The following is a 24,785-nucleotide window of genomic DNA, read 5'->3' on the forward strand; positions in this document are numbered from 1 at the left end:
AAACAGGTAGAACTCCTTTCGAGTTCTACCTGTTTATCTATAAATACTTACCTATTAATCTAATCTATTCACCAACATTTATAGAACGACATGTCCTTAATGACAGGAGTTCCGTCACTTTCCGTAATTTCAAGGATAACTCCGCGTACTTTCACTGCTGGAAACCGGATAATTGACTTATGGCCAATATTTTTACCTTCATAAATAGTTAAAAGTTGATGGGATTTGGCCGTGATGACGCTGATTTTAAATTGTAAGACGTTTTCACCCTTACTCAAATCTTCCCTGATGACTACATGATCAAGTATTTGAGGCTCTTCAGGCTTGTAAATCCACTTTTTATCCTCATTCTTACATTGATTAAAGGTACCAATTGGATGATCAAAGCGACGGCGGATTTCCATCCCCATTGCAAGTAGCTGCTCTGTATCCTTCCGCGGCAGAACACCTTCTCGATTCGGACCAATATTCAGGAGTAAATTGACACCGCGGCCAACAGAATGATAATAAAGTCCCATTAATTCTTGGATACTTTTTATTGTGTGTTCATCATTATCGCTATAAAACCAATTGGTACGCATTTGCACGTCTGCCTCTGCCGGCAGCCAGCGCGGTTCCCCCAATTGATTTTTCTCCTCTGTAAGGATTGAGAATTCCGTTGCTGCCACAACATTCCAGCTTGGCATAGGTGCAACTCCATCCTCGTTGCCAACCCAGCGAAAGTCAGGATCACCCATGTTCAGGAGGATATTGGGCTGCAATCGCCGGACTTCTCCGATAATGCGCGGCCAGTCGTATTCATGTCCCTCAGAACCACAGCCATCCAGCCAAAGAATATCGATTTCCCCATAATTGCTTAACAGTTCAGTGATTTGATTCACAAAGTAATCATCGTACGCCTTCGCGTCTTTCGTGTAAAAATCGACGGATCCGTCATATGGAGAATAGTATAAACCTGGTTTGATTCCATACTTACGGCAGGCATCGACAAATTCCCGAATGACGTCGCCTTTGCCGTCCTTCCACTCTGACTCTGCAATTGAAAAACTTGTATAGGCTGATGGCCAGTTAGAAAAGCCATCATGATGCTTCGCCGTGAGCACCGCATAGTTCATTCCGGCTTCTTTGGCGGTTCTAACCCATTGTTCACAATCTAAATTCGTTGGATTAAATTTGGAAGGTGACATCGGTCTTTCATCAAAATCAACGTATCCCTCATAAAATGTCCTTAAGCCAAAATGCAAAAATAGCCCGAATTCCCAGTCTTGATAAGCAAGCTGTTTCTCAGTCGGTAGAACCTTATGTATGGTTGCCATCTCCCTTGCCTCCTATTTTTTTATATGGATAGCACTAACTTCGACTCCTTGTTAGCCCGAAACAATGATTAAATTTGCATAAGGACAGGCATCGCCTGTTTTTACCGCGCCTTTTGCATGGTTTGTCAGCTCTTTCATTTCATGGTGGCTTACTTTCTCAAAAAGAAAATGAGGGTAACGGTTCTTTAATTCTTCTAATCTATCAGGACTAATATCTTCCATCTCTTGCGTAACGATGATTCGATCAATCGATATTTCCTCTACTAATGGTTCAAGTACCTGTAGGACTGTCGGTTGGTTATTTGTATATCCGAGATTTATTCTTGTAACATGATTGGGGATTGGGTAACCTTTATCTGCTATGACGAGATAATCAGTATGCCCAAGGCTTGTAGCTAAATGTGCAAGTTCTGGATGAAGGATGCCCTTTTTCTTCATATTTTTCGTCCGCCTTTACAATTATGATGTTTTTCTGGATTCTTCTTGCCCAAAGTACTGTTTATACACTTCTTCCTTCTGTTCCTGTGTAAGGCGGTCCACAAAACTTCTTACAGGTCGTTTTAAATAAAATGTTAAGCCGGTGATGTGCTGGATAACTGTAACAAGCTCCCACCCTTCCCTACCTAACCTTGAAATTTTCTCTTCTTCATTTGTAAATAAATACTCCCACTTCATCTAAATCGTGCTCGCTCCTTTCATTCAAGTTTTATGATATTATTATGTTACCGATAACACAACATTAACATAATTGATATTTACTGTCAATTCTAAATATTTTATAAAGTAAGTTGAAAGCATTGCATATAGGGCGCAAGATTTCTCATGCGCCTTTCATAAAACAGTGAAGATTAAATTTTAAATTGTTCAGATGTTCTTTTATAAACAGTATCTAAATCGGAAGGTGAATCTTGAAATGCTCGTGGGTGTCTCCATTGAAGTTCTGGAATTGCCCAACTGCGTCCTGTTTCTTCCAAACGTTTTACATACTTCTTTAGATCCTTTGCTTGCGCGTGGTATGGGCCACCTTCCTTTATAACAGTCCATAGAGGATCTACATCAAAATCCATCGATTTCATCATATCGTCATGCCATTTGTTAAGAAGATATACTGCCTCTTTACAAACATCTGGCTTTAACCTTGCCAAGTTATGTTGTTCATAAGGATCATTTTCAAGATCAAATAACATTTCATCATCAAACAAATGGAACCCGTCATGATAGGTACGAATGTATAACCAATTGTCAAAACGAACACTTCGTTGACACACATGAGCACATTGAGAAATGACCAAATAGTCTCTGCCGCACTCTTGGCCTTCTGTTAATACTGGAGCATAGCTTAATCCATCCCAGCTTGGTATTGGATCTTTTCCAAATAGTTCCGCAAGAGTTGGTAATAAATCGAGATGGTAATGTAAGCCATGATCGACATACCCCTGTTTCCTTCCTGGCCAACGGATAATCATAGGAATTCGGCATGTAGCATTGTCAGCCGTCCCATGTTCACTATATATACCAAGTTCTCCAAGGTTTTCCCCATGGTCAGCTGTAATAATCACAATGAGGTCATCCATGACGCCTTGTTTAAGTAAAGCTTTGAATATTTGACCGATGTTTTCATCCATGTGACGTACACCGCAATCATATCCATCGATCACTTGGCGTAAATCACTATAATCTGAAATTTCCCCTGGATAACGAGGATACTTTGGTGATGTTTGATTATCATACATATTCAATTCCTGTGCACTGTGAGGTCCAACTTTTTTCTTATGACGCTCTAGTACATCTGGCGTAATCCAATCGGGAAGAGGTTCATTTTCAAATGGATTACCAAAATCTTCTGGAGCTCGGTACGGTGTATGTGGGTCCCAATAATTCACATACAACATCCAATTATCCTCTTTGGCATTGTCCTCTACCCACTTTAAAACAGTTGGAGTCACTTCTTCAGCTGATTCCATTCCGCTACTTCCTGTATTATGCATTTCATTGAATCCAGCATAGAAAGTCCATGCCGAATGTCTTTCAGGAAATGGACTTACGAGTGCTGTTTTAAACCCTACTGATCGCATGAAAGCTGGAAAATTTTCAGTGGTATGACGATCATTGAACGAACGACTTGCCCCTTCCTGTCGAACGTATCCCGCTGTTCCCCCATGCCCAACCGCACCAGTGTGAATACCGGTACGCCCTGTCATTAACGCACTCCGTGAAGGAAAGCATGGGGCATCGGAAGTATAGTAATTTGTAAACCGAACACCCTCACCGGCGATATTATCAATATTTGGTGACGTGTTACGACTATATCCATAACATCCCAAATGATCAGGTCGTAATGAATCTAAATCTAATATAAGCATTCTCATTGCGAAAACCTCTTTCCCCTAAATTGTTTTAAATTCATGCATCCGCTGCACAACGAAACCCAATATTTCCTGTTGAACTATCAGGCGTATTAGAACTGCGAGCAGCCACACGATAGCGATTACAATAAGATTTATGGCATAGATATGACCCACCACGTGTTACTCTTGCTTTACCATTTGCTGGTCCTTTCGGATTATCACTGGTACCCTCCTTATAATAGGTCGGGCTGAACCAATCCGAACACCATTCCCAAACATTTCCGGAAACATTGTACAGACCATAGTCATTGGCAGGAAAGGACTTTGCTGGAGCAGTACCTAAATACCCATCCTTACCCGTATTTTTAGTTGAAAATGTTCCTTGCCAAATGTTACACATATGTTCACCACCAGGAGTCAACCGGTCCCCCCAAGGATACCTTTTTTGAACTAGACCACCAAGGGCAGCATATTCCCATTCCGCCTCGGTTAGTAACCGCTTTCCAGACCAGATGCAATAGGCCAAAGCATCATTCCAGGATACATGGACAACTGGATGATCCATTCGATCTTTAATTTCTGAATAAGGGCCTTCAGGTTTTTTCCAATACGCCCCATTAACTGCCCACCACCAGGGGGCATTCTGAACCACTTCCGTCACCATTTTTGCTACTTCTTCTGAAACAAAACCGTTAAACACAAAAGACCATCCAAATAGTTCGGCTTCTGTTTTGTAACCCGTATGAGAGACAAATTCCATAAACTCTGAATTCGAAACGGTACACGGATCAATATAGAACGGATTAACCTTTACATTTCTAACAGGGCCTTCACCGTCTTTAGGAAAACCTTCATTGCTATCAGTTCCCATTAAAAATTCACCACCAGAGAGATAAATCATTCCATTAGTCACAGGTTTATCACTCTTTATTTTTGCATTATAGATTTGTTTACCCTCATGTTCAGGTGAATTTGGTCTGCTCGCACAACAACAAGTTTTATTCTCATGAGACATAGATTCTCTACTATTTTCGAATTCCATTCTCATTACTACACCTTTGAACAAACCCATTTCTTGATTTCTCTGTTGATCTGCTCTCTTTTCTGAACATACCAATCAGCATCCAGCGGATATTCATTAAAAGTAATTTCCTGCTCCAGTTTTTCCTCCAATAGCTCAATTACATTGTCTCTACCAATATAGCCTTCTAGCAAACGCAGTGCCCTTACGTCTTGAAGGGCTTCATATAAAACCTCAAGTCTAATCGACTCAATCGGACCGTGTTCTCCCGGATAGACTATGAACGCATCTCCGGAAGGAAATGAATAATTGGCATCGGTATTTTTAAATGGGTCAATCGGCTTTTTTGAAAACTGCGAGTACCAAAAGTTATACCCCCAATGAAGAAAGCCCGCTAAATTATACTTATACAATTGTATCCCATGTACACGGTTGCGAAAGGATGGCATCGAGAAGAAACGATTAGAAACCTTTTTGTATTGCCCACAGCAATAATACGTCCAGAGATTTTCCACTCCATGTTCCAAAAAGGGTTCAATGTAATTATTCGCCGGAATTGGGTTTTTCACGAATCCGTTTTCGTAAAATTGATAATCAGAAAGGGCATCAATGATTGGAAATTCATTTAAATACTGCTGAATGATTTCACTTGCTTTTTGATAAGACTCTAAATCTCTCAGCCCCGGTTCATCTGACACATGGAAATAACTTTGATGTTCCAACTGATTCTGTCGAATAAACTTGACCAGCTCCGGTAAGAATTGTCCAAGGAATTGACGATACTCTTCGCCAGCGGCATCCGTCTCCCAGCCAAACAATCGTTTATACCCGCCATGATCATTGCCCATTATTTTCGGAGCATGCTTTGCCCCCCACTGTGTAAACAGGTGTGAGAATTCAAAGTACTCGACACCCTGATTTCTACAAAGCTCGATCCACCTCTTGAGTTTTTCAAAGTTGAAGCGGTAGTGCTGCCCTGACTTTTCTACTTCAACAAGCTGAACGGTTGGACGTTCACCGCCCACCTCGGTATCTAAAGGAGGCGTAAATAATGGAGTTAGAATCATGTTGACGCCATGATTTACTGCCGTTTTAACAAATTGGCCAATTAGTTCCCAATGATCTTCACTGAAGACTTCCACATCGTAATGTGTGGCAATACAGTCAGAATGGAACCATTGCGTATGAATCAATGTTTGCTCAGGGAGTTTCGCGGGAATAACCTCTAGTTCATAAATCTCCTCTCCAAGAACATCACCATTGTCCGTTTCAAATACTATTTTAATATTATGGATACCTGGAATTGCAGCTTCATCAACGTTTACGGTAACCCAAATAGAACGCCATTGGCCTGGAAACACAGTAATTCCTTCTATCTCATCAATCGGATAAAGCGGATCAGGGTAAAGTCCAGGTGTTGATCTTAGTATGATATCATCATGGTCGGGATACGTTGGCAGCTCTGAAGGAACTAACCCAGTAGAGCGGACGGTAATATTTTCGTTCATATCCGAGGATATCCTTACTCGAATATGTTTCATTAATTGGTTTCCTTTGTAGGCAACCTGGAAGGAATAAGTTTCCTGTAACAGGGCTGAGCCCGAATTGACAGGTTTTTCAGTTAATTCAGCATCCGGAAACACCTTCGTTAATGAGCTTAAACTTCTTGACGTAAAAGCTTGACTAACATCCATCTTAAACACTCCTCACTTTTTTTAGAACCTAGCCAATCTCCAGAATGGCTTTTAAATAGTTGACAGGATTTCCAACTTCTATTTCAAAATATCCCTTCTCAAGCTCGTATTTATTTTGGCTGCTAAATACTTGTAATTCCTCCGCCGCTAATTCCAATATCACTTCTTTGGTTTCGCAAGCAGCAATCCATACCTTCTTAAATCCTTTTAGTTCCTTCACTCTTCTTGTTATACTAGAGCACTTGCCTTTTACGTATAGCTGAATAACATCGAAGCCATCGTGATCCCCGCTATTCGTGACATCAACGATTATTTTGAACTTTTCACCTTCTAACAGTTTGTCCGATTGGATGGTTTGATCGGAGTATCGAAGATTTTCATATTTAAACTCAGTATAAGAAAGTCCAAATCCAAATGGGAATAATGCCTTTCCAGACATATCAAGATAGTCTTTCTTAAATCCCCCCTCCTTGTGATTATAAAAAACAGGGAGCTGTATAGAAGACCTTGGGATAGAAACAGGTAATTTCCCACTTGGATTGACATGTCCAAATAACACCTCTGCTATGGCCTGTCCACCCATTTGGCCGGGATACCAAGCACTTAAGATTGCCGGAGCGTGTTCTGCTATCCATGGTATGGCATGGGGTCGTCCCTGTATCAGGACCACAACGGTTGGTGTTCCGGTTTTCATGATTTCCTGTAGCAATTGCAGCTGATGACCACCCAACTCTAGGTCGGCTACGTCCACATTTTCACCGCAATCCATTTCCTCTTCCCCAGATGCATGGACTACGGCTCCGTTTAGGTCAAATTGGGTGTCGAAATTCCTTGCACTTGAACCCCCTAAAACCACGATCGCCACATCGGAACTGCCAGCGAGTCGAACTGCCTTCTCGATTCCTTCTGTATCAAGGGAACGAATACCGCAGCCTTTTTCATAAGCAACTTCTGCCTCTCCTGCTAGAGTGGTGATCCCCTGAAGAACCGTAATGACTTTGTACTCATGTTGGAACGGCGTATAATCGCCAAGCTGATTATAGATGGCATCGGCATTTGGACCAATGACAGAAATTTTTTTAGTATCCTTTTTTAACGGGAGAATTCCTTCATTTTTTAACAATACGATTGATTGCCGGGCTGATTCTAGATTGGTTTTGTCTGCTGATTCCTGATTTTTGGACGGTTTGGCTTCTACAAAAGGATAATCAAACAATCCCATTTTGAACTTAAGCGTCAAAACCCTTCTTACCGCCTCATTAAGCTTTTCTTCACGAACAAAACCTTCCTCAATCGCCTTTTCCAATCTGGTATACACATTATCCCAGAGGCTTATATCTACTCCACTTTCAAGCGCTAAAGCTGCAGCCTTTTCCTGGCTTTGGGTTAAATGGACCAACAGGTCTAGAGCACAGCCATCTGCCATAACAGCCCCCTTAAACCCTAACTCCTCTCGTAGAATTTGATTGAGAAGATAGCCATTGGCATGGCATGGGATTCCGTCAATTTCATTATAGGCCGCCATACAAGCAATGGCTCCTGATTTAATAGCTGAAACCATCGGCGGCAGATGAATTTCTCTTAGTTCTCTTTCACCTATCGAGGCTGGAGCAGCATTATGGCCCCCTGTTCCATTTCCTTGTGCAGCAAAATGTTTTAATACCGCAATCATTTTACCTTCTGGAATGAGGTTGCTTGCTTCGCCCTGCATCCCTTTTATAACGGCTTCGGTTAACCGGGCAGCAAGATAAGGATCCTCACTGAAGCATTCCTCTGATCTCCCCCATCTAGGGTCGCGCAGGATGTCAAGTGTCGATACGAGTGCCAAATGAGCGCCTTTTGCCCGTACTTGTTCCGCTACAGCAGACATCAGATCTTCATGTAAGTCCGGGTTCCAAGTGGCTCCCACTCCTAAATTAACGGGAGTAATCAGGCTGTCCAGCCCCTGATGACCGTGGGAACATTCTTCTGAAAGCAGTACGGGAATCCCTAATCTGGTATGGTCCCTTATATATTGTTGAATCATATTGGCAACTTCTGCACTTTCGCTTTCAGAAATACCGTTTTCATGGTGAATCCCTGACCATGGGTCTGAACGAAACAGGCCATAAAGAACACCGATTCCATCGCCGAAAGTGACATGTTCCTTAAATTTTCCCGTCAATTCATAGCCCGTTTCCGTTTTTCTAAAAGCCTCCCAGCCATACATCCTCTGGTTCACCTGGCCAACTTTTTCCTTTAAGGTCATTTTAGCCAGTAATGTTTCCACCCGATCAGCTATCGTCTCTATTTCGTTATTTGAATCTAACATTTTTTCCATCGCGCTCTGACTCCTATAGTCATTTTTTGATTAAAAACAGAGTGCTGCCCCAGGTAAATTAGTTTTTCAACCGTAACGACTTACGGGGCAGCTGAAACAACGTATCTATGTCAATCGTTATTGGATGGTTACTAAAATTGTTTTCACTTCAAATGGCTTAAGAGCGGCGCATAGTTTGTTCCCTTGGACTGGAACAACCGCCTGTCTCTCCTCTAACAGATTCGTTTCATCTGCAGAATGAACTAGCTTAGCCAATTTTAGCTGCATTTCTTCTCTGCCGCCGCCTGTTTCATACATTCTAAGCGTGAGCCCCGTGCCATCCTCTGAGATTTTCACGGTATCAAGAATGACATGTTTAGACCTTGTCTCGATAAAGGAATTTGAACTTGGAAGATTCCCTTGATGGGAAGAAGCGCTTACAATAACAACAGGGTGATTTAACTCATACCCCCGCTTCACCACTTCCGCCTCCCGGAAGTCACCTTCATGTGGTAAAAGAGAGTAGGTAAATTCATGATGCCCCAAGTCCGCCCCTGGATCTGGCCATTTCGGTGCCCGTAACAAAGAGAGCCGCAGTACGTTTTTTTTCACGTCATATCCATACTTACAATCATTTAACAAACTAACACCATAGCCCGCTTCCGATAGGTCAGCAAAGCGGTGACCGCAAACCTCAAACTGCGCCTTTTCCCAACTAGTATTGGTGTGGGTTGCTCTCTCCACCGATCCGAATGGAATTTCAAACGTCGCTTTATTACTTATTACATCGACAGGGAAGGCAACTTTTAATAATTTATGCTGCTCCTGCCAATCGACTTTCGTTTGGAAATCGATTCGTTTACTGTGATGGTATAGAATCATTTCTTGTTCGATAACGGATTCTGAGAGCTGCCATTTAAAACGAATCACGTCCTTTGTGTCTCCTTTTAGAATACCTTGCTCTAAAAGGACTACCGTTTCAGCAGGCTGGTCTTCAAATTTAGGGTCAATATCCCATGCATCCCAATAAAGCGGGCGGTCATGGAATAGTTGAAACTGATTGGCAGCCGCACCATTACACAAGACATCACGACGGGCCCATTTGTCATACAAGCGGGAAATTTCCCCTTTTTTATTCCATTCCACTAAATAAAACGCTGTTTCCCACTCGCCATTGATTTCCTCTAGATTTTGGATAGGCTGTTTCCCCATATCTTTTAACCATACTGTCGTGTATCCCATTTCTGGAATATTGGGAACATAAACAGATAATTCTAGTTGACCATTTTCCATTGGAAGGATATCCGTTGGAAGGATGTCACCATTCTGATTCACAGCTGCCTTTCCTGCTAATTCAGCCCCGCCAACAATCCTAACCGTTTCAGACCGCTTCCAGGATAAACTATTAAATAGGATAATCGGATCCCCATCACCTTCCGTGACAACCTGCTTTTCCAGAGAACGTAAGGCATCCTGTTTCACATTTTCACCAAATTTAAAAATTTCATTGTAATCGGATTCAGACTTTACATACACTTCGGGGATAGAAGACCCCGGAATAATATCATGAAATTGGTTTAAAAGAAGTAATTTCCACCCTTCTTCCAATGACTGAGGAAGGTTTGCGCCTGCGAAGGTTGAAGCGATACTGCTCCAAATTTCTGCCTCCCGGTACAGGACTTCCGCTTTCCGATTCCATTTCTTATTCCTAGCATGTGTCGTATAAGTTCCCCGATGAAGCTCTAAATACATATCCCCGACCCATGTAGGCAAATGGGGATCAGCTTCGCCAATGCCATCAAAGAATTCGTGTGCTGTACTATTTATAACGGTCGGCAGACCGGGGAGGGAAGCAGAACGATCTACATAGTCAATCATTTCCTGTGTGACGCCGCCGCCGCCATCCCCATGTCCATATAGCAGCATTTGTTTTGGATAATCCTTCTTTTGCTTAAAACTATCCCAGTGATTCCTAATTTCTTTCGGATGAGTATATTCATTGAGTCCATGATTCAAATAAGATAGAACTCGTGTCCCGTCAATGCCTTCCCAGTAAAATAAATCATAAGGAAATGGATTCGTATCATTCCAATTCATTTTCGTTGTCATGAAGTAATCCAATCCGGCTTTCTTTAACAATTGCGGCAGAGAGGCGCAATACCCAAACGTATCCGGAAGCCACTCAATTCTTGGTTGAAGACCGAATTCGGCCTTATAAAATTTCATGCCATATAAGAGCTGGCGTACCAATGATTCACCAGATGGCATATTTAAATCAGGTTCCACCCACATGCCTCCGACTACTTCCCAACGGCCGTCAGCAATATGTTTTTTAACCCTCTGGTAGATTTCAGGGTAATGCTCATTTACAAAAGCGTAAGCTTGCGGCTGGCTCTGAGCATAGGTAAAGTTCGGGTTTTCATCAAGCAGCGTGCTCATTGTTGAAAAGGTGCGGCTACACTTGCGAACAGCTTCCTTCATCGGCCAAAGCCAAGCTAAATCAATATGGGACTGGCCGACCATTACTATTTGTCCCAGCGAACTTCCCGCTAAATCTGTTAGCTTTGTCTTTAAGTCGTCTTCTATCTCAGCAACCCATGATTGATCTGTTAAAGCCTCCGGTTTTTCAAAAAGAATCTTGTGATGCACCTCGGTCAATTCTTCAATAATCTTATATTTTTCTAAGTCATCCTCCGGCAGCAGCCTGGCTGCTTCATAGTAACATTTCACGGTTGCCAAAAGACTTTGTACAGCTGTATTCGGCAGTTCTAAACTCCCTTTTAGAAAGGTAAGGGGAGGCGGGTCAAATTCTGCTGGTTCATTTTGAAAATTTAACTCATCGATTGATTGGGCAGCAGGATTAAATAATTCAATCTTTATATGAATCTTTTCCTTTCCCCGTACATGCTCTGGAAAAGGCACATAACTTCGGTTCCGGTCAATTCCATGATAGGCCTGTCCATCTAAAGAAACTAATCCCTCATGGTTGGTTGGGCGTCCCTTTGCTCCAACTAAAAAGGTTAATCCAAATGGCCGATTTCTCCATTCTTGTGGTATAGACACTTCTTTTTCCAAAAACATCGTGGTTCCTGAATGGATTAACCAGTCCCCTTCATTAACAAGGGTGGTTTCTCCAGATTCAAATTCATACTTTATTGGCTCCACGTAAAAACCGCGTTTTGCACTCCAATCGGGGATTTGAATAGACTTTAAGACTCGGTGATTTAGTAAATACTGAATCAATCGTTGGATTCTCTGCAAACTGTATCCCTCCAGGCATTAGCTCTCAAACTTTAAAAAAAGCACGGCAAATATTCCCAATATCTGCCATGCTTCAACGATTTAATAGAGATATAACAGAAGCTTTTACTCACACTTCTCGATCTGTTCCTTGGTTGCCTTATCAATAATCGTGGAATAGCCTTCGCCTTTATTAGCGATATAAACGGTCGGCTCCTCCTCCTCAGTTGCAACAACAAACGGAAATTCTACATTTGTTGCCACACCCCACTGACCTTCGTTATTCATACAAATCAACGACATGGCACCAGCCTTGCCTTTTCTTCTTATTAATTTCTCCTCGAAATCATAAAGTGCCTTATTTGCCGCCTCCTGAGGGGAAAGACCCTCGCCCATTAATTGGACGATTTCGTAACTAAGACAGCCTTTCATCAAATCCTCACCAAGACCGGTGGCAGTAGCTCCGCCAATTTCACTATCAACATAAAAGCCTGAACCGGACAATGGCGAATCGCCCACCCGGCCTTGCTTTTTCATAAACAATCCTGAACTAGAGGTGCCTGCTGCCATCGACTTCCTGTGATCCAAACAAACAACGCCGACAGTATCATGACCATCATAAGGGCTTAAGTCCTTCGTTTTCATCTCTTCTACCCGTTTTTCCCAAATAGTTCGAGATTCATCTGTCAGCATATTCATTCGTTCAAACCCGTTCTTTTGCGCAAAAGCGGTAGCTCCCTGCCCCACGAGGAAACGGTTAAACTGGTGATTACTAAGTTTTCGTGCAACAGAGATTGGATTTTTCACATCTTGTATTCCGGCAACCGCGCCAATATTGAACTGATCCCCGTCCATAAAGGCGGCATCCAATTCGACAATCCCTTGCTCATTTGGCAGGCCGCCATAGCCTACCGAACGATAAAGAGGATTGTCCTCAACGATTTTTATGGAGTGCTCCAAAGCATCTCCGGCAATCGAATCTTCCGCTAATTCCTTTGCTGCCTTGCTTATTCCTTCATACGCCATAGCCCAGGTTGCAATAATTCCCCATTTCATTCACTATCCCGCCTTCTAAACAATTGCTTGTAAGTATAAAAAACCAATTAATCAATTAATTCTAATTCAATCACCGTATCCATTTCATCCGGCAGCGCTGCCCCTGCCAAATGGATAAAGGCTCCGCTCTCAATATCAGAATACTGCTCAGCCATCCACGGAACTTCTACCTTCAATTCGCTGCCATCCGAAAGCAGACGAGCCTTTTTAATTCGGCCCTTTAAGCCTTGGAAGTAAATCGGCCCAATGCCGCGGTCAAACACATGCGCATATAAAAAGCGGCCTTTTTGCGTATAACGTCCCCACTCCGGCTTCGCCATGGATGTTGCCGTACAGCCATAGATGCTGTCGCCGTTTTTCTCAAGCCACTTCCCGACTTCATCCAAAATGGCCAAGGACTGCTCTGGAATAACTCCCTTCGCATTCGGACCCACATTTAGCAGCAAATTCCCGCCCTTGCTGACACATTCCACTAATGTGCGAATAACCTGCTTCGGAGATTTATAGTTTAAATCCTTCGAATGATAGCCCCAATGATCATTTAAAGTAATGCACGCCTCCCATGGAATCGGCTCCCCGTTTCCATTCACAATGCCGCCGACTGGAATAATCTGTTCAGGTGAGTAAAAATCACCGGCATAAACTTCCGGTTCAGCGAGCTTTATATTGCCGCCAAGACGATTATCAATCAGGACATCAGGCTGGATGGAACGAATCATTTCCACTAGTTTCGTTGCTTCCCATTTCTCTCCGGTCATGTCGTCATAAGAAAAGTCAAACCAGAGAATATCAATCTTGCCGTAATTGGTTAAAAGCTCCTTCACTTGCCCGTGAAAATAATTCACATAACGTGAAAAATCGGTCACTTCATCCTTATATTCCTCGTTGTCCCGCATTGGGTGCTGGCGGTCCCCGTATTTAGGGAAATCCGGATGATGCCAATCAATGATAGAATAGTAGAGTCCGACCTTTATTCCTTCCTCGCTGAAAGCCTCAACATATTCCTTAATAAGGTCGCGCCCGGCTGGTGTATTGGTTGCTTTGTAGTCAGTCAGCTGACTATCAAACAAGCAGAAACCGTCATGGTGTTTCGCTGTAAGGACAACATATTTCTGTCCTGCAGCCCTAGCTGCTTTTGCCCATTCCCGCGGGTTATAACTGGTTGGATTAAATTCCTCAAAAAAAGGCTGATAGTCTTCAACACTTAAACGTTCAAAACTTCGTACCCATTCTCCTCTAGCAGGGATGGAATAAAGTCCCCAATGGATAAATAAGCCGAAGCGGTCCTCCATAAACCACTTCACACGCTCTTCTCTTGTCTTCATTTCTTACACTCCCTCTTTTAGGTCAATTTTTATTTAAATCGTTTCTTTAACAAAGGTATTCGTTAATGCGCCTAAATTTTCAATTTCAACAGTTACCACGTCGCCGGCTTGAAGATAAACCTGCTCAGCTTCAGGTCTTCCTAAAACAACGCCTTCTGGGGTCCCTGTTAAAATCAGGTCACCGGGAACCAATGTCATATGCTGGGAGATATAGCTGACAATTTCCGCAACGGAAAAAATCATATCCTCTGTATTTGAATTTTGCCGTACTTCGCCATTGACAATGGTCTTTAAATTTAATTTTTGCGGATCCCCTACCTCATCTGCCGTCACAAGATAGGGACCGACAGGACTGAAATCATCACATGTTTTCCCTAATAGCCATTGAGGTGTTTTTAACTGAAGATCCCGTGCCGATAAATCATTTACTGTACAATAGCCAAACACATAATCGAGTGCTTCCGCTTTTAATACATATTTTGCCTTTTTGCCAATCACAACCCCTAATTCTACTTCATAATCAAGTTTCTCGGTTACGTTTGGAACTGCAATATCCCGCTTATGGCCCGTTAAGGTGTTATTAAATTTATTAAAGAGAATCGGTACCTGTGGATACGGTGCGTTCGTTTCATCTGCATGCTTGCGGTAATTTAAGCCGACACAGATGATTTTATTCGGCTGAACGACACAAGGCCCATATGTACAATTTTTCTCATTCACTAAATAAGGAGGATTGTCCGTTGTATCCAGCTGGTTAATAAAATCCCTAACTTTTTCCACTGCTTCTACCCCATACTCAATAACCTCTGTAATGGTTGTGGGGATCTTTTCATCATTCCCGCCGTTCAAAGCTGCTTCAACATCAATAATACCCGCTTCGGTTTTGACCCCTAATGTTTTTCGTCCTTCTTTTTCAAGAGTTAAGAATTTCAATGTACTTCCTCCATTTCAATAATAAAATCAAGCATTTTTCCCAAATACGACCCCGCCGTCAATATAAAGAGGCGAACCCATCATAAATTTCGACTCATCGGATGCTAAGAACAAGGCTGCCTGTGCCACATCTTCCGGCCTGCCAAGGTCACCGCTTAATTGTCTTGTTTTAATTGTCTTGATAGCTTCCTCCGGATCATCATAGGAGGTTTTTAAATAGTTTTCTACAAATGGTGTCAAAATCGTCCCTGGAAGTAAGGCATTTACACGGATATTGTACGGCGCATAATCAACCTGCATCGATTTTGTCAGGGCAAGTACAGCTCCTTTCGTGGCCGCATAGGATGCCCTGTTTAAAAGCCCGATTTCGGCAATACAGGATGACATATTAATAATCGAACCGCTTCTTTGCTCCATCATATACGGAATCGTATACTTGCTTGGCAGATATACCCCTTTAATGTTCACATTGATGACCTTATCCCACATCTCGGGTTCAATTTCATGTAAACGTCCTACCCCGCTGATCCCTGCATTATTAAAGAGAACGTCAATTCGTGAAAATTTCTCTATGATTTGTTCAATCATGCCGCGGACAGATTCCGGGTCTGTTACATCAGCCTGAATAAAAATCGCATCTCCACCTGATTGAATGATTTCCTGAACAGTCTCATTTCCTTTTTCCGAATTTAAATCATTGATAACAACCATTGCTCCTTCTTTAGCAAACTGAATGGCCGTGCACTTTCCGATTCCTGACCCTGCACCAGTAATTAACGCAACTTTATCCTTTAATCTCATTACCTTTATTCCTTTCATAAAAAAGAATCTGCAACCTGTATTTTCTTATAAACTTATTCCGATTCTATTGATGCTAAATTCTTGATGGCCTAAAACTTCTGCCTTCGTTAGGCTGCCAGAAGCTACACTGACAATTTCATCAAAAATCCTCTTTCCTGCTTGTTCGAGCGTTTCTTTCCCTTGCAAGACCGCGCTATTATCAATATCAATATTGTCCTCCATGCGTTTGGCTGTTCGTTCGTTCCCAGTAATCTTGATGACAGGAATAATTGGATTTCCGGTTGGAGTTCCAACTCCTGTCGTAAAACATACAAGATGTACTCCCGCAGCAGCCATGCCGGAAACACATTCAATATCATTTCCGGGAGAGTCCATGAAATAAAAGCCTTTTCCTTTTATCGGTTCTGCATACTCGACAACGCCTTGCAGCGATGAAGAGCCTGCTTTACTAATACAACCTAAGGATTTCTCTTCAATGGTCGACAATCCGCCGTCAATATTGCCTGGACTTGGATTCCCGCCGCGCATGTCTACTCCCATACGGTCAATTTCCATTTCAAAATTTCTAATAAAGTTGTAAAGTTTATGATTCACTTCGGCCGATACCGCTTTTTCCGCTAAAATATGTTCCGCCCCGATGATTTCTGTTGTTTCTCCCATTACAATTGTGCCATTTTCAGCAACAAGTAAGTCAGACGCCTTTCCCAGTGCCGGGTTACTGCATAAGCCCGACGTTGCATCCGATCCCCCGCATTTCACCCCGACTATCAATTCAGACAGGTCAATATCTACTCTTTGTACATCCTGAACTTGTTTAACCATTTCCTTAGCCGCTTCGATTCCTTTTTGGATCGTCTTAATCGTCCCGCCTTCATCTTGGATATCAAGCCAGATCACCGGTTTGCCTGTTTCCATGATTTCATTACGGATTTGTTCAGCATTCATAACCTCGCAGCCAAGACTGATGATTAATACGGCACCGACATTGGGGTTTTTCCCCATACCGACTAATACTTGATGTGTTCTTTCCTTGTCTTTTCCCACCTGGCTGCAGCCATGCTGGTGGGGAATCGCAACGGTTCCAGCCACCTGCTGTTGAATTCGGTTCACCACTTGATTAGAACAAATAACAGTTGGCATTAGCAGCACATGATTTCGAATCCCTACCCTGCCGTCTGGTCTTTTATACCCCTTTATGATGGTCATGAATTCTTCACCTCTTTTTGTATATGAGCATCCCCCCGGCCGCGAATGCCTTCGATATTATGAACATGCACATGTTCACCACTATCAATAAACTCCGTGGCAGCGCCAATTGATTCCCCGTACTTCAGGATTCGTTCCCCTTTTGGAATCGGGTATAATGCCACTTTATGTCCAAAGCGAATATCACTTTTTACCACTAATGTCTGTGGTTTCCCTTCAAATGTGTAGGTAATATTTTCGCCTGCTATCACATCACGGAGCAGTGTCGCTACAGTGTCTTTTCTATTCAAAACAATACTCGACATTTCAGAATTGAAGTCATATGCCGCCATGATTTACCCCTCTTTCCTATCATTTTATTAAACTACTGCACGATCCCATTCTGGCTTAGGTCCAGCTGCATACCCAATGGTGGCGCCGCCATCCACGACAATATTTTCACCGGTTACAAAGGAGGAATCATCACTTGCCAGAAACAACGCAACATTGGCAATTTCTTTTGAGGTTGCTGTTCTCCCTAATAAATGGGAACGGTCCTGGGCCAGACTTGCCTGCTCCGGATTTTCCTGTTTTTGTAGCCAATCCGAAAGCAAAGGTGTTTTGACACCCGCGGGACTAATCGAATTAACTCTAATTCCAAGCGGTGCAAGGTCAATCGCCAGTGCTTTAGTTAAGGCAATAACGGCACCCTTAGTTGCAGAATAGGCCGGATTAAATTGCTGACCGACAACCCCTGTCATGGAACCCATATTTACGATGCTGCCTTTGCTCGCCTTTAAATGTTCTAATCCATATTTAATGGTAAGAAACATACTTTTTACATTCACATCAAAAAGCCTATTCCATTCATGCTCCTGAATTTCTTCAATCTTCTTCGGTAATATGGTACCGGCATTGTTGAATAAAATATCAATTCCACCAAATCTTTGAATCACAGAAGTGATCAAATCTTTTACTTGGTCTTCATTGGAAAGATCGCAGCAAATCCCGATTGCTTCACAGCCCTGTTGCTGTAATTCCTGAACAGTCTCATTAAGTTTTTCCTTATTAATATCAACCAGAGCAATTTTCGCTCCTTCAGATGCAAAAACCTCAGCAGCAGCTTTCCCAATTCCACTGCCACTCCCGGTAATGATGGCTGTTTTATTATGTAATCTCATGTCATTCCTCCTCCAATTTATAAATTTAGTTTATAAAACCTAATGGCATTTCCTCCAAAAATTGCTGCCTTATCGCTATCCGTTAAATGGTCCGGAAATGTGGAAAGCAATAGTTCAACTACATCCTGATAGCTTGCTATTAAGAGACAAACAGGCCAATCACTCCCAAACATCACGGAATGGGGCCCGAAGACATTGATGACATGTTGGACATAAGGCTCAATTTCCGATGTCTGGATTTCTTGACCCGCTTCTGTCACCATTCCTGACAGCTTGCACATGACATTTTTGTAACTGGCAATTTCGGAGATTTGCTCCTTCCACGGCTTGATGATTTGCTCGGCTATCCTTGGCTTTCCCAAATGATCAATAACAGCCCGTAAACTTGGAAAAATTTCTAATAGCTGAATGATGGTAGGAAGATGGTGCGGATAAATTAATATATCGATTGGAAAGTCATCTTCAACAAGTAGTTCGATATTCTTTAAGACACTTTTTCTAAGGATCCATTTGTCATCCTCTAAATCCTGTAACATCGGCCTGATCCCAACGAATCCCTTATGACTTCTAAGCCTCCTGTATTCGCTTGCAAAACTTGGAGATTCCATGTCCAGCCAGCCAACCACACCGGCTATAAACTCATTCTGTTCATACAATTCCAGTAAAAACTCCGTTTCTGCTATGGTAGGTGCCGCTTGAACCAGAATGGTCTTATCAATGCGAAATGGCTGTAAATGTTGGGACAAATCCTCTGGTAAATAATCCTGATATAATATCGAAAATTCAGGAGTCAACCAATCATAATCACCCCGAGCTAACTTCCAAAAATGTTGGTGGGAATCAATTCTCATAGCTTTAATCCCTTTCAGCAGCCACGCCCCATTTTGCCCTGGGAGTGGGTAGTTGAGTGTAATCGGTAATGGATAATTTTGTCATTTAACCTAAACTCTGTCACTTTGTTGTTAGAAAATTATAAATGTTACCCATAACATAAAAATATCACGGAAGGGGGTTGCTGTCAATCAAGGAATGCCATATATTTATAGTAAGGAATATTTTTAGAAGGAGAAATGATATGGCCACTATTTACGACATAGCAAAAAAAGCAAATGTCTCTCCTATGACCGTTTCAAGAGTAGTGAATAATTCAGGGAAAATTAGTGAAAAAACAAGAGAGAAAGTTGAAAAGATTATTGAGGAGCTAAATTATATCCCTAATAATGCTGCAAGGAGCTTAACGCTTAAACAATCAAAAATATTGTCATTGGTAATAACGGATATAACCAACCCTTTTTATACAAAAGTTGCCCGCGGTGCTGAGGATAAAGCAAAGCAAATGGGGTATCGTTTACTTTTAAGCAATAGTGATGAAAGCTTCGAAAAAGAATCTGAATATGTTGATATGCTTATTTCATCAGGCGTTGACGGCGTACTCATGGCACCATCCGGGGATGAATCACAAAAAAATCTTAAAACCCTGATAAAAAATAGAATACCGTTCGTATTAATCGACCGGCATGTAAAGGGAATTGACTGTGACTTAGTCATGGGTGACAGTTACCAGGGGACGAGACAGCTGTTAGAACATTTAATTGGGCAGGGCCATTCAAAAATTGCGCTCATCAATGGTCCGACTAATGTTTCAACAGCACGTGAAAGGGAAAAAGCGTATTTTGAAATATTGCGCTTAGCCGGCATCGAAGCAGACAAAAAACTTGCCGCCAATATTTCCTATACGCAGAATGATTCCTATAAATTCGTTAAAAATCTTATCTCCCTGCCGGAGTCCAGAAGGCCGACAGCGATTTTTGCAGCGAACAACTTTATTGCGATTAACACGATTAAAAGCCTGCGCCAATTAAATGTCCGGGTACCTGAAGACATGGCGGTTGTTTGTTTCGATGATCCTGATCCGATTCCGGATTTCAATCCATTTCTAACGATTGCTGCACAGCCGGCATACAATTTCGGGTATATGGGAATTCAGTTATTAATTGAACGAATTGAAGGCAATGGCCCGGCGGAAAAGCAAAAGGTCATTCTACCACCAGAAATCATCATTCGAAGTTCTTCGTTAAAAAAATAAAACTAAAAAGATCTGACCTCAGCTTCACACACAATCATACCCGATCTTTAAAAGAATGAGCGGCATATTGTGGTTATGAGGTCAGACCCTTTTAGTTAACTGAATTTTTCAACATTGTTTTAAAGAATCGCAAGAATTCCCCACCAACCTTCGATGGGTTTAAGTCAATTTAAAGACATAGGCAATAGGAGCCTTTTCTCCCTCTCCCAATCTTGGAACCTTAACCATTAATCCGGCATCCGTCTGTTCAAATTCGACAAAACCTTTTCCACCGAGCATTTCCACTTGATTAACCTTTTGGGTATATGGGATCGTCAAAGATTCTTCAAAAGAATAATCAGCTTCATTTTTAAATAGGCGGAAACAATAGGTAGTGTCTCCTTTGCATGTAAAAGCGAAATCTTCTGTGAAGTAAGGAGCACAAATACGTGTACCGTAAATGGCCTCACCATAAACCTTTAACCACTCACCCAGTTCCTTCATTCTCTCGATGGCCCTTCTAGGCAGGCGACCATCAGGCTGTGGCGCCACATTAAGAGCCAGGTTTCCGCCTTTTGATACAACTTCAACCAAAATATTTACAAGTTCACGTGTAGACTTATAATCATCTTCATATCTAAATGAAAAAGCAGTTCCCATCGTGATACAGCTTTCCCAAGGTACATGCAGTGCCCGTTTAGGGATGGTCTGTTCAGGTGTAACATAATTTTCAAACGGTCCGCCAATTGTTCTGTCCGCTGTCAGCAGCCACGGCTGTAATTTGCGAGCTTTTTCCACTACTTCCCCAAGGCGGATGTCCTGTTTTCCTTTCCCAACCCAACCAGCATCCAACCACAAAATATCAATCTTTCCGTAATTGGAAATCAGCTCCATAATTTGATTATGGGTAAAGTTTACAAACTGATCCCACAGCCATGGATATTCTTCAGGGTCATAGGATGGGCCGCGCCACATATCCCTGCCTCTTTCCATTCCAGGGGCCCAATAATAATCGGTATTCCAATCGGCTTTAGAGAAGTAGGAAGCAATCCCTAAACCTTTATTGCGAAAGGCATCGAAAACATGCTTGCATATATCCGCATATTTATGGGTATGGAAAGGGCAATCCGGACCTGTAATTCGATAATCAGTCTCTTTTGTATCCCACATACTAAAGCCATCATGGTGTTTAGTCGTAAAAATTAAATATTTGAAGCCATTTTCTGAAGCCAAATCTGCCCATTCTTCAGGCTGAAATCGAAGCGGATTAAAGGTTTGGTTCAGATTGAAGTATTGCCGTTTGAATTCCTCACCATCGGAGGTCCAGTCAATATCGGTCCGTGACCATTCTGCATCCTTATCACTTAATGCCCATGATTCTACTAGCCCCAGCTGAGAATAAGGCCCCCAATGCATCATTAGCGCAAGCTTCTGGTCCTTAAACCACTCTAACCTCTCCAATAGAAGCGGATCTTCAGGTTTAACCCATTCCTTTTCAGAGCTGTAGTTATGAACACCTTCCGTAATTTCCTTTTCTTTAACCTCATTAGCCATAAAATCATCTCCCCTAATAGTTGAATGAGAAACGAAAAAGAGAAGACACATCTCTTCCCCTTTTCGCACAGAGCAATGAAAGTAGTAAATTATTTTTTGTATTTTTCATCGTAAGCTTTTTGATAGACTTGATTGTAATCTTTAAGACCGGCATTCTCTAAATTCTTGACATACTCTTTCCAAGACTTATCATCAAGTTTTGTTTTTCCAGTAATAAACGCAGCTGTCATTTCATCAACGTAGTCCTTGATCGACTGTTCAAGCATAGCTAATTTGTTTGATTCTTCCTCACTAAAGAATAATTTCGGAACCGGCTGGATTGTCTTTGAGATGTATGGTACATGTTGTTCTGTAGCCTTCCATAAAAGCTGTTCCTGATCCCCCGGAGGTACTGCTTGTCCAGCACGGAATGCGTTTGTTCTTAGAGATGGACCGGTTTGATTCCAACCTATATTATTGTTAACATTGTTTGGATCCTGCTCCTCTAATGTCCATACGGCTGGTTTTCCATCCAAACCAAGTTCACCCTCTTTCGCATCAAGGAACTGACCCATTCCAAAAACGGAATTGTTCGTGACTTCGTATTCATACATTGCCTCTGCCCATCTAAAAGCAACATCCGGATGTTTTGCTTTATTCGTAATGATAAACTCAGCAGGCCGGGTAACCGGAGATGGTTCGTAAAGTGTTATTTGTTGACCATTTGGGCCTTTTAAAGGCGGAACGGCAACGTAATCCTTCGCTCTTCCCTTTTCTGAAACATCTGTAAAAAATGAAGGAACCGATGATGCTGCAGCACCTAAAATTGGGATGTCAGGGTTTTCACCAAGTTTTTTATATTGTTCAGGGTCTTGTGTAAATGAGCCAGAATAAATCAAACCATCATTGTACATCTTATTTAAAAATTTTAAGCCTTCTCTCCATTCAGGCTTATCCCATGGTACAACAAATTTTCCATCTTCAATATGTTTATCACTATAGCTAAAAGGGTTCATAAGAAATCCAGCAATCTCTTCATGCCAATAATTCTTCATGCCTGAAAGCGGGATCTCATCCGCCTTTCCATTGCCATTTGGATCCTGTGTTTTGAATGCCATCATGACATCGTAAAATTCTTCTGTGGTAGTTGGTACATCAAGTCCAAGCTTGTCCAACCATGGTTTATATATCCACATTTTTTGAGACGTAGTACAGTGAAAACATTCATTTACCTGCGGCAGGGCAAAAATATCGCCATCCGGGGTTTTTACTGCATCTTCTACTAATGGCATTTCTTGAAACATTTTCTTCGTTTGAACACCATACTTGTCAATCAAATCATTTAACTTAAGAAAGATACCTTTTTCCCCATACACGCGTAATTGCGCTGGTGTAAGAGTCATATCCATAATGACATCTGGATATTCACCGCTAGCCAGCATAAGATTCAACTTTTCCGCAGCACCCTCCTCTGGAAGAACCTCCCACTTTATATGTACTCCGGTTTTCTCTTCGTACCACTTAGTAAACTCATTGGTTGCAAAATCCTTTACTCCAGTGTTCGAATGGGTCAGGACAGTTAAGGTCTCTTTTTTCTTAACAATTGGAAATGTACCTGCTTCCGTGACAATATCTTTGTATTCTTTGTCTTTCTTTTGGGTTGTGGAGGCATTATCGGAACAGCCAACCAATAGCAGTAACATTGCTATTACTAAAGACAGAAGCATATTAAACTTTCTTTTCATGGTTTCATCCCCCTTAATAAAGTTTCATTGAAAAAACATAATAGCTTTTTAAAGCAATTTGATTCCATACCGTTAAACGAAGAAATTTATAGGGTCAATAAATGCTATCACCCCCTCCCAGTGGAAATGAAAAAGATTACTTGCCTGGTTATCCTTTTAAAGATCCAATCATAACACCCTTTACAAAGAACCTTTGGACAAAAGGATAGGCAATTAAAACCGGAAGGGAGGAGACAACAATAAGTGAATATTTTAGCAGCTGTTGAAGCCCAATTTTATTTGCCAATTGTGTTGCATCACCCATCATCGAAGGGTCTACACTGTTTTGAACAAGAATGTCTCTTAAGATGAGCTGCAGCGGGAATAAACTTGCATCGCGCAAATAAATTAATGCACCGAAATAAGAATTCCAATGCCCAACGGCATAAAAGAGAGAAATAACCGCAATGATAGGCGCTGAAAGCGGTAACACAATTTTAAATAGAAATTTAAAATCATTACACCCATCAAGTTGAGCCGATTCGAGCAATTCATTTGGAATGGTTGATTTAAAGAAACTCATCGTAATAATGACATTAAACACCGATAAAGCATTTGGAATAATAAGAGCCCAGCGGGAATTTAATAAACCCAAATCTTGTACTAGAAGATAGTTTGGAATCAATCCACCATTAAACATCATGGTGAACACAAACAGGAACATGAAGATTCCGCGCCCATAAAAGTCCCTGCGTGAAAGCGGATATGCTGCTAAAATGGTTAAAATAACATTCACGGTTGTTCCAACAATCATATAAAACATTGAATTTCCATATCCGACCCAAATTTTGCTATATTCAAAGATTGTCTTATATCCTAACAAACTGAACTCTACCGGAAATAACCAGACCCGCCCGCTTGCTACAGCTTTTGTCGAACTTAAGGATGCACTAAGTACATAAATAAGCGGATACAAGACTGAAAGGACGAGGAGTGATAGGAAAATGTAGTTGCAAATAGTGAAAATGCGGTCACCCCTTGACTCGCCAATCTTTGTGTTCATA

General features: G+C 41.8%; 20 protein-coding genes. 1 reads left to right on the forward strand and 19 read right to left on the reverse strand.

Features of this window, described 5'->3' with window-relative positions:
* Positions 1-68: 68 nt before the first annotated feature.
* The 16 genes from QF028_RS12415 to QF028_RS12490 all read right to left on the reverse strand — a co-directional run bounded on the left by QF028_RS12415 (position 69) and on the right by QF028_RS12490 (position 19,250).
* Positions 69-1,316 carry an alpha-L-fucosidase gene (locus QF028_RS12415; RefSeq protein ID WP_429465791.1) on the reverse strand — a complete coding sequence of 416 codons (1,248 nt, stop codon included), beginning with the start codon at positions 1,314-1,316 and terminating at the stop codon, positions 69-71.
* A gap of 51 nt (positions 1,317-1,367) precedes the next feature.
* Positions 1,368-1,754: a D-ribose pyranase gene (gene rbsD / locus QF028_RS12420; RefSeq protein ID WP_429465793.1), complete on the reverse strand. Its 387-nt coding sequence runs from the start codon at positions 1,752-1,754 to the stop codon at positions 1,368-1,370.
* A 21-nt stretch (positions 1,755-1,775) separates the two neighbouring features.
* Entirely contained in the window at positions 1,776-1,991 is a 216-nt protein-coding gene (locus tag QF028_RS12425) for a hypothetical protein (RefSeq protein ID WP_429465795.1), read from the reverse strand.
* A 173-nt stretch (positions 1,992-2,164) separates the two neighbouring features.
* Positions 2,165-3,685 (reverse strand): sulfatase family protein, encoded by a 1,521-nt coding sequence (locus tag QF028_RS12430; protein ID WP_429465797.1) that lies wholly within the window; start codon positions 3,683-3,685, stop codon positions 2,165-2,167.
* Between the two features lie 34 nt (positions 3,686-3,719).
* Positions 3,720-4,706 carry a formylglycine-generating enzyme family protein gene (locus QF028_RS12435; protein ID WP_429465799.1) on the reverse strand — a complete coding sequence of 329 codons (987 nt, stop codon included), beginning with the start codon at positions 4,704-4,706 and terminating at the stop codon, positions 3,720-3,722.
* Positions 4,707-4,714: 8 nt separating this feature from the next.
* Entirely contained in the window at positions 4,715-6,379 is a 1,665-nt protein-coding gene (locus tag QF028_RS12440; RefSeq protein WP_429465801.1) for a DUF4091 domain-containing protein, read from the reverse strand.
* Between the two features lie 28 nt (positions 6,380-6,407).
* Positions 6,408-8,690 (reverse strand): glycoside hydrolase family 3 N-terminal domain-containing protein, encoded by a 2,283-nt coding sequence (locus tag QF028_RS12445; RefSeq protein WP_429472302.1) that lies wholly within the window; start codon positions 8,688-8,690, stop codon positions 6,408-6,410.
* A gap of 126 nt (positions 8,691-8,816) precedes the next feature.
* Complete coding sequence (locus QF028_RS12450) at positions 8,817-11,939, reverse strand: alpha-mannosidase (RefSeq protein ID WP_429465803.1); 3,123 nt, start codon at positions 11,937-11,939, stop codon at positions 8,817-8,819.
* A gap of 105 nt (positions 11,940-12,044) precedes the next feature.
* Positions 12,045-12,974: a N(4)-(beta-N-acetylglucosaminyl)-L-asparaginase gene (locus QF028_RS12455; protein WP_429465805.1), complete on the reverse strand. Its 930-nt coding sequence runs from the start codon at positions 12,972-12,974 to the stop codon at positions 12,045-12,047.
* A gap of 47 nt (positions 12,975-13,021) precedes the next feature.
* Complete coding sequence (locus tag QF028_RS12460) at positions 13,022-14,299, reverse strand: alpha-L-fucosidase (RefSeq protein ID WP_429465807.1); 1,278 nt, start codon at positions 14,297-14,299, stop codon at positions 13,022-13,024.
* A gap of 33 nt (positions 14,300-14,332) precedes the next feature.
* On the reverse strand, positions 14,333-15,232 hold the full coding sequence (locus QF028_RS12465) for a fumarylacetoacetate hydrolase family protein (RefSeq protein ID WP_429465809.1): 900 nt from the start codon (positions 15,230-15,232) through the stop codon (positions 14,333-14,335).
* Between the two features lie 27 nt (positions 15,233-15,259).
* The gene (locus tag QF028_RS12470; RefSeq protein ID WP_429465811.1) at positions 15,260-16,033 is read right to left on the reverse strand and encodes an SDR family NAD(P)-dependent oxidoreductase; all 774 of its coding nucleotides are present in this window, start codon (positions 16,031-16,033) and stop codon (positions 15,260-15,262) included.
* Between the two features lie 45 nt (positions 16,034-16,078).
* Complete coding sequence (locus tag QF028_RS12475) at positions 16,079-17,239, reverse strand: UxaA family hydrolase (RefSeq protein WP_429465813.1); 1,161 nt, start codon at positions 17,237-17,239, stop codon at positions 16,079-16,081.
* Positions 17,236-17,571 (reverse strand): UxaA family hydrolase, encoded by a 336-nt coding sequence (locus QF028_RS12480; protein ID WP_429465815.1) that lies wholly within the window; start codon positions 17,569-17,571, stop codon positions 17,236-17,238. The genes QF028_RS12475 and QF028_RS12480 overlap by 4 nt, the downstream gene beginning before the upstream one ends.
* 27 nt (positions 17,572-17,598) lie before the next feature.
* Positions 17,599-18,399, reverse strand: coding sequence for an SDR family NAD(P)-dependent oxidoreductase (locus QF028_RS12485; protein ID WP_429465817.1), 801 nt, complete (start codon positions 18,397-18,399; stop codon positions 17,599-17,601).
* Between the two features lie 17 nt (positions 18,400-18,416).
* Positions 18,417-19,250, reverse strand: a complete 834-nt coding sequence (locus QF028_RS12490) for an amidohydrolase family protein (RefSeq protein ID WP_429465819.1) — start codon at positions 19,248-19,250, stop codon at positions 18,417-18,419.
* Positions 19,251-19,474: 224 nt separating this feature from the next.
* Here QF028_RS12490 and QF028_RS12495 point away from each other — a divergent pair, with 224 nt between their 5' ends.
* Positions 19,475-20,485, forward strand: coding sequence for a LacI family DNA-binding transcriptional regulator (locus tag QF028_RS12495; RefSeq protein ID WP_429465821.1), 1,011 nt, complete (start codon positions 19,475-19,477; stop codon positions 20,483-20,485).
* 159 nt (positions 20,486-20,644) lie between these two features.
* Here the strand turns inward: QF028_RS12495 and QF028_RS12500 are convergent, their stop codons facing one another.
* The 3 genes from QF028_RS12500 to QF028_RS12510 all read right to left on the reverse strand — a co-directional run bounded on the left by QF028_RS12500 (position 20,645) and on the right by QF028_RS12510 (position 24,784).
* Positions 20,645-22,018, reverse strand: coding sequence for an alpha-L-fucosidase (locus QF028_RS12500; protein WP_429465823.1), 1,374 nt, complete (start codon positions 22,016-22,018; stop codon positions 20,645-20,647).
* A gap of 89 nt (positions 22,019-22,107) precedes the next feature.
* Positions 22,108-23,742, reverse strand: coding sequence for an extracellular solute-binding protein (locus QF028_RS12505; protein WP_429465825.1), 1,635 nt, complete (start codon positions 23,740-23,742; stop codon positions 22,108-22,110).
* Between the two features lie 148 nt (positions 23,743-23,890).
* Complete coding sequence (locus tag QF028_RS12510; RefSeq protein ID WP_335454099.1) at positions 23,891-24,784, reverse strand: carbohydrate ABC transporter permease; 894 nt, start codon at positions 24,782-24,784, stop codon at positions 23,891-23,893.
* Position 24,785: the final 1 nt, after the last annotated feature.

Origin of the sequence: Neobacillus sp. B4I6 (assembly GCF_050434045.1) — a bacterium.
Taxonomy (GTDB): domain Bacteria; phylum Bacillota; class Bacilli; order Bacillales; family Cytobacillaceae; genus Neobacillus.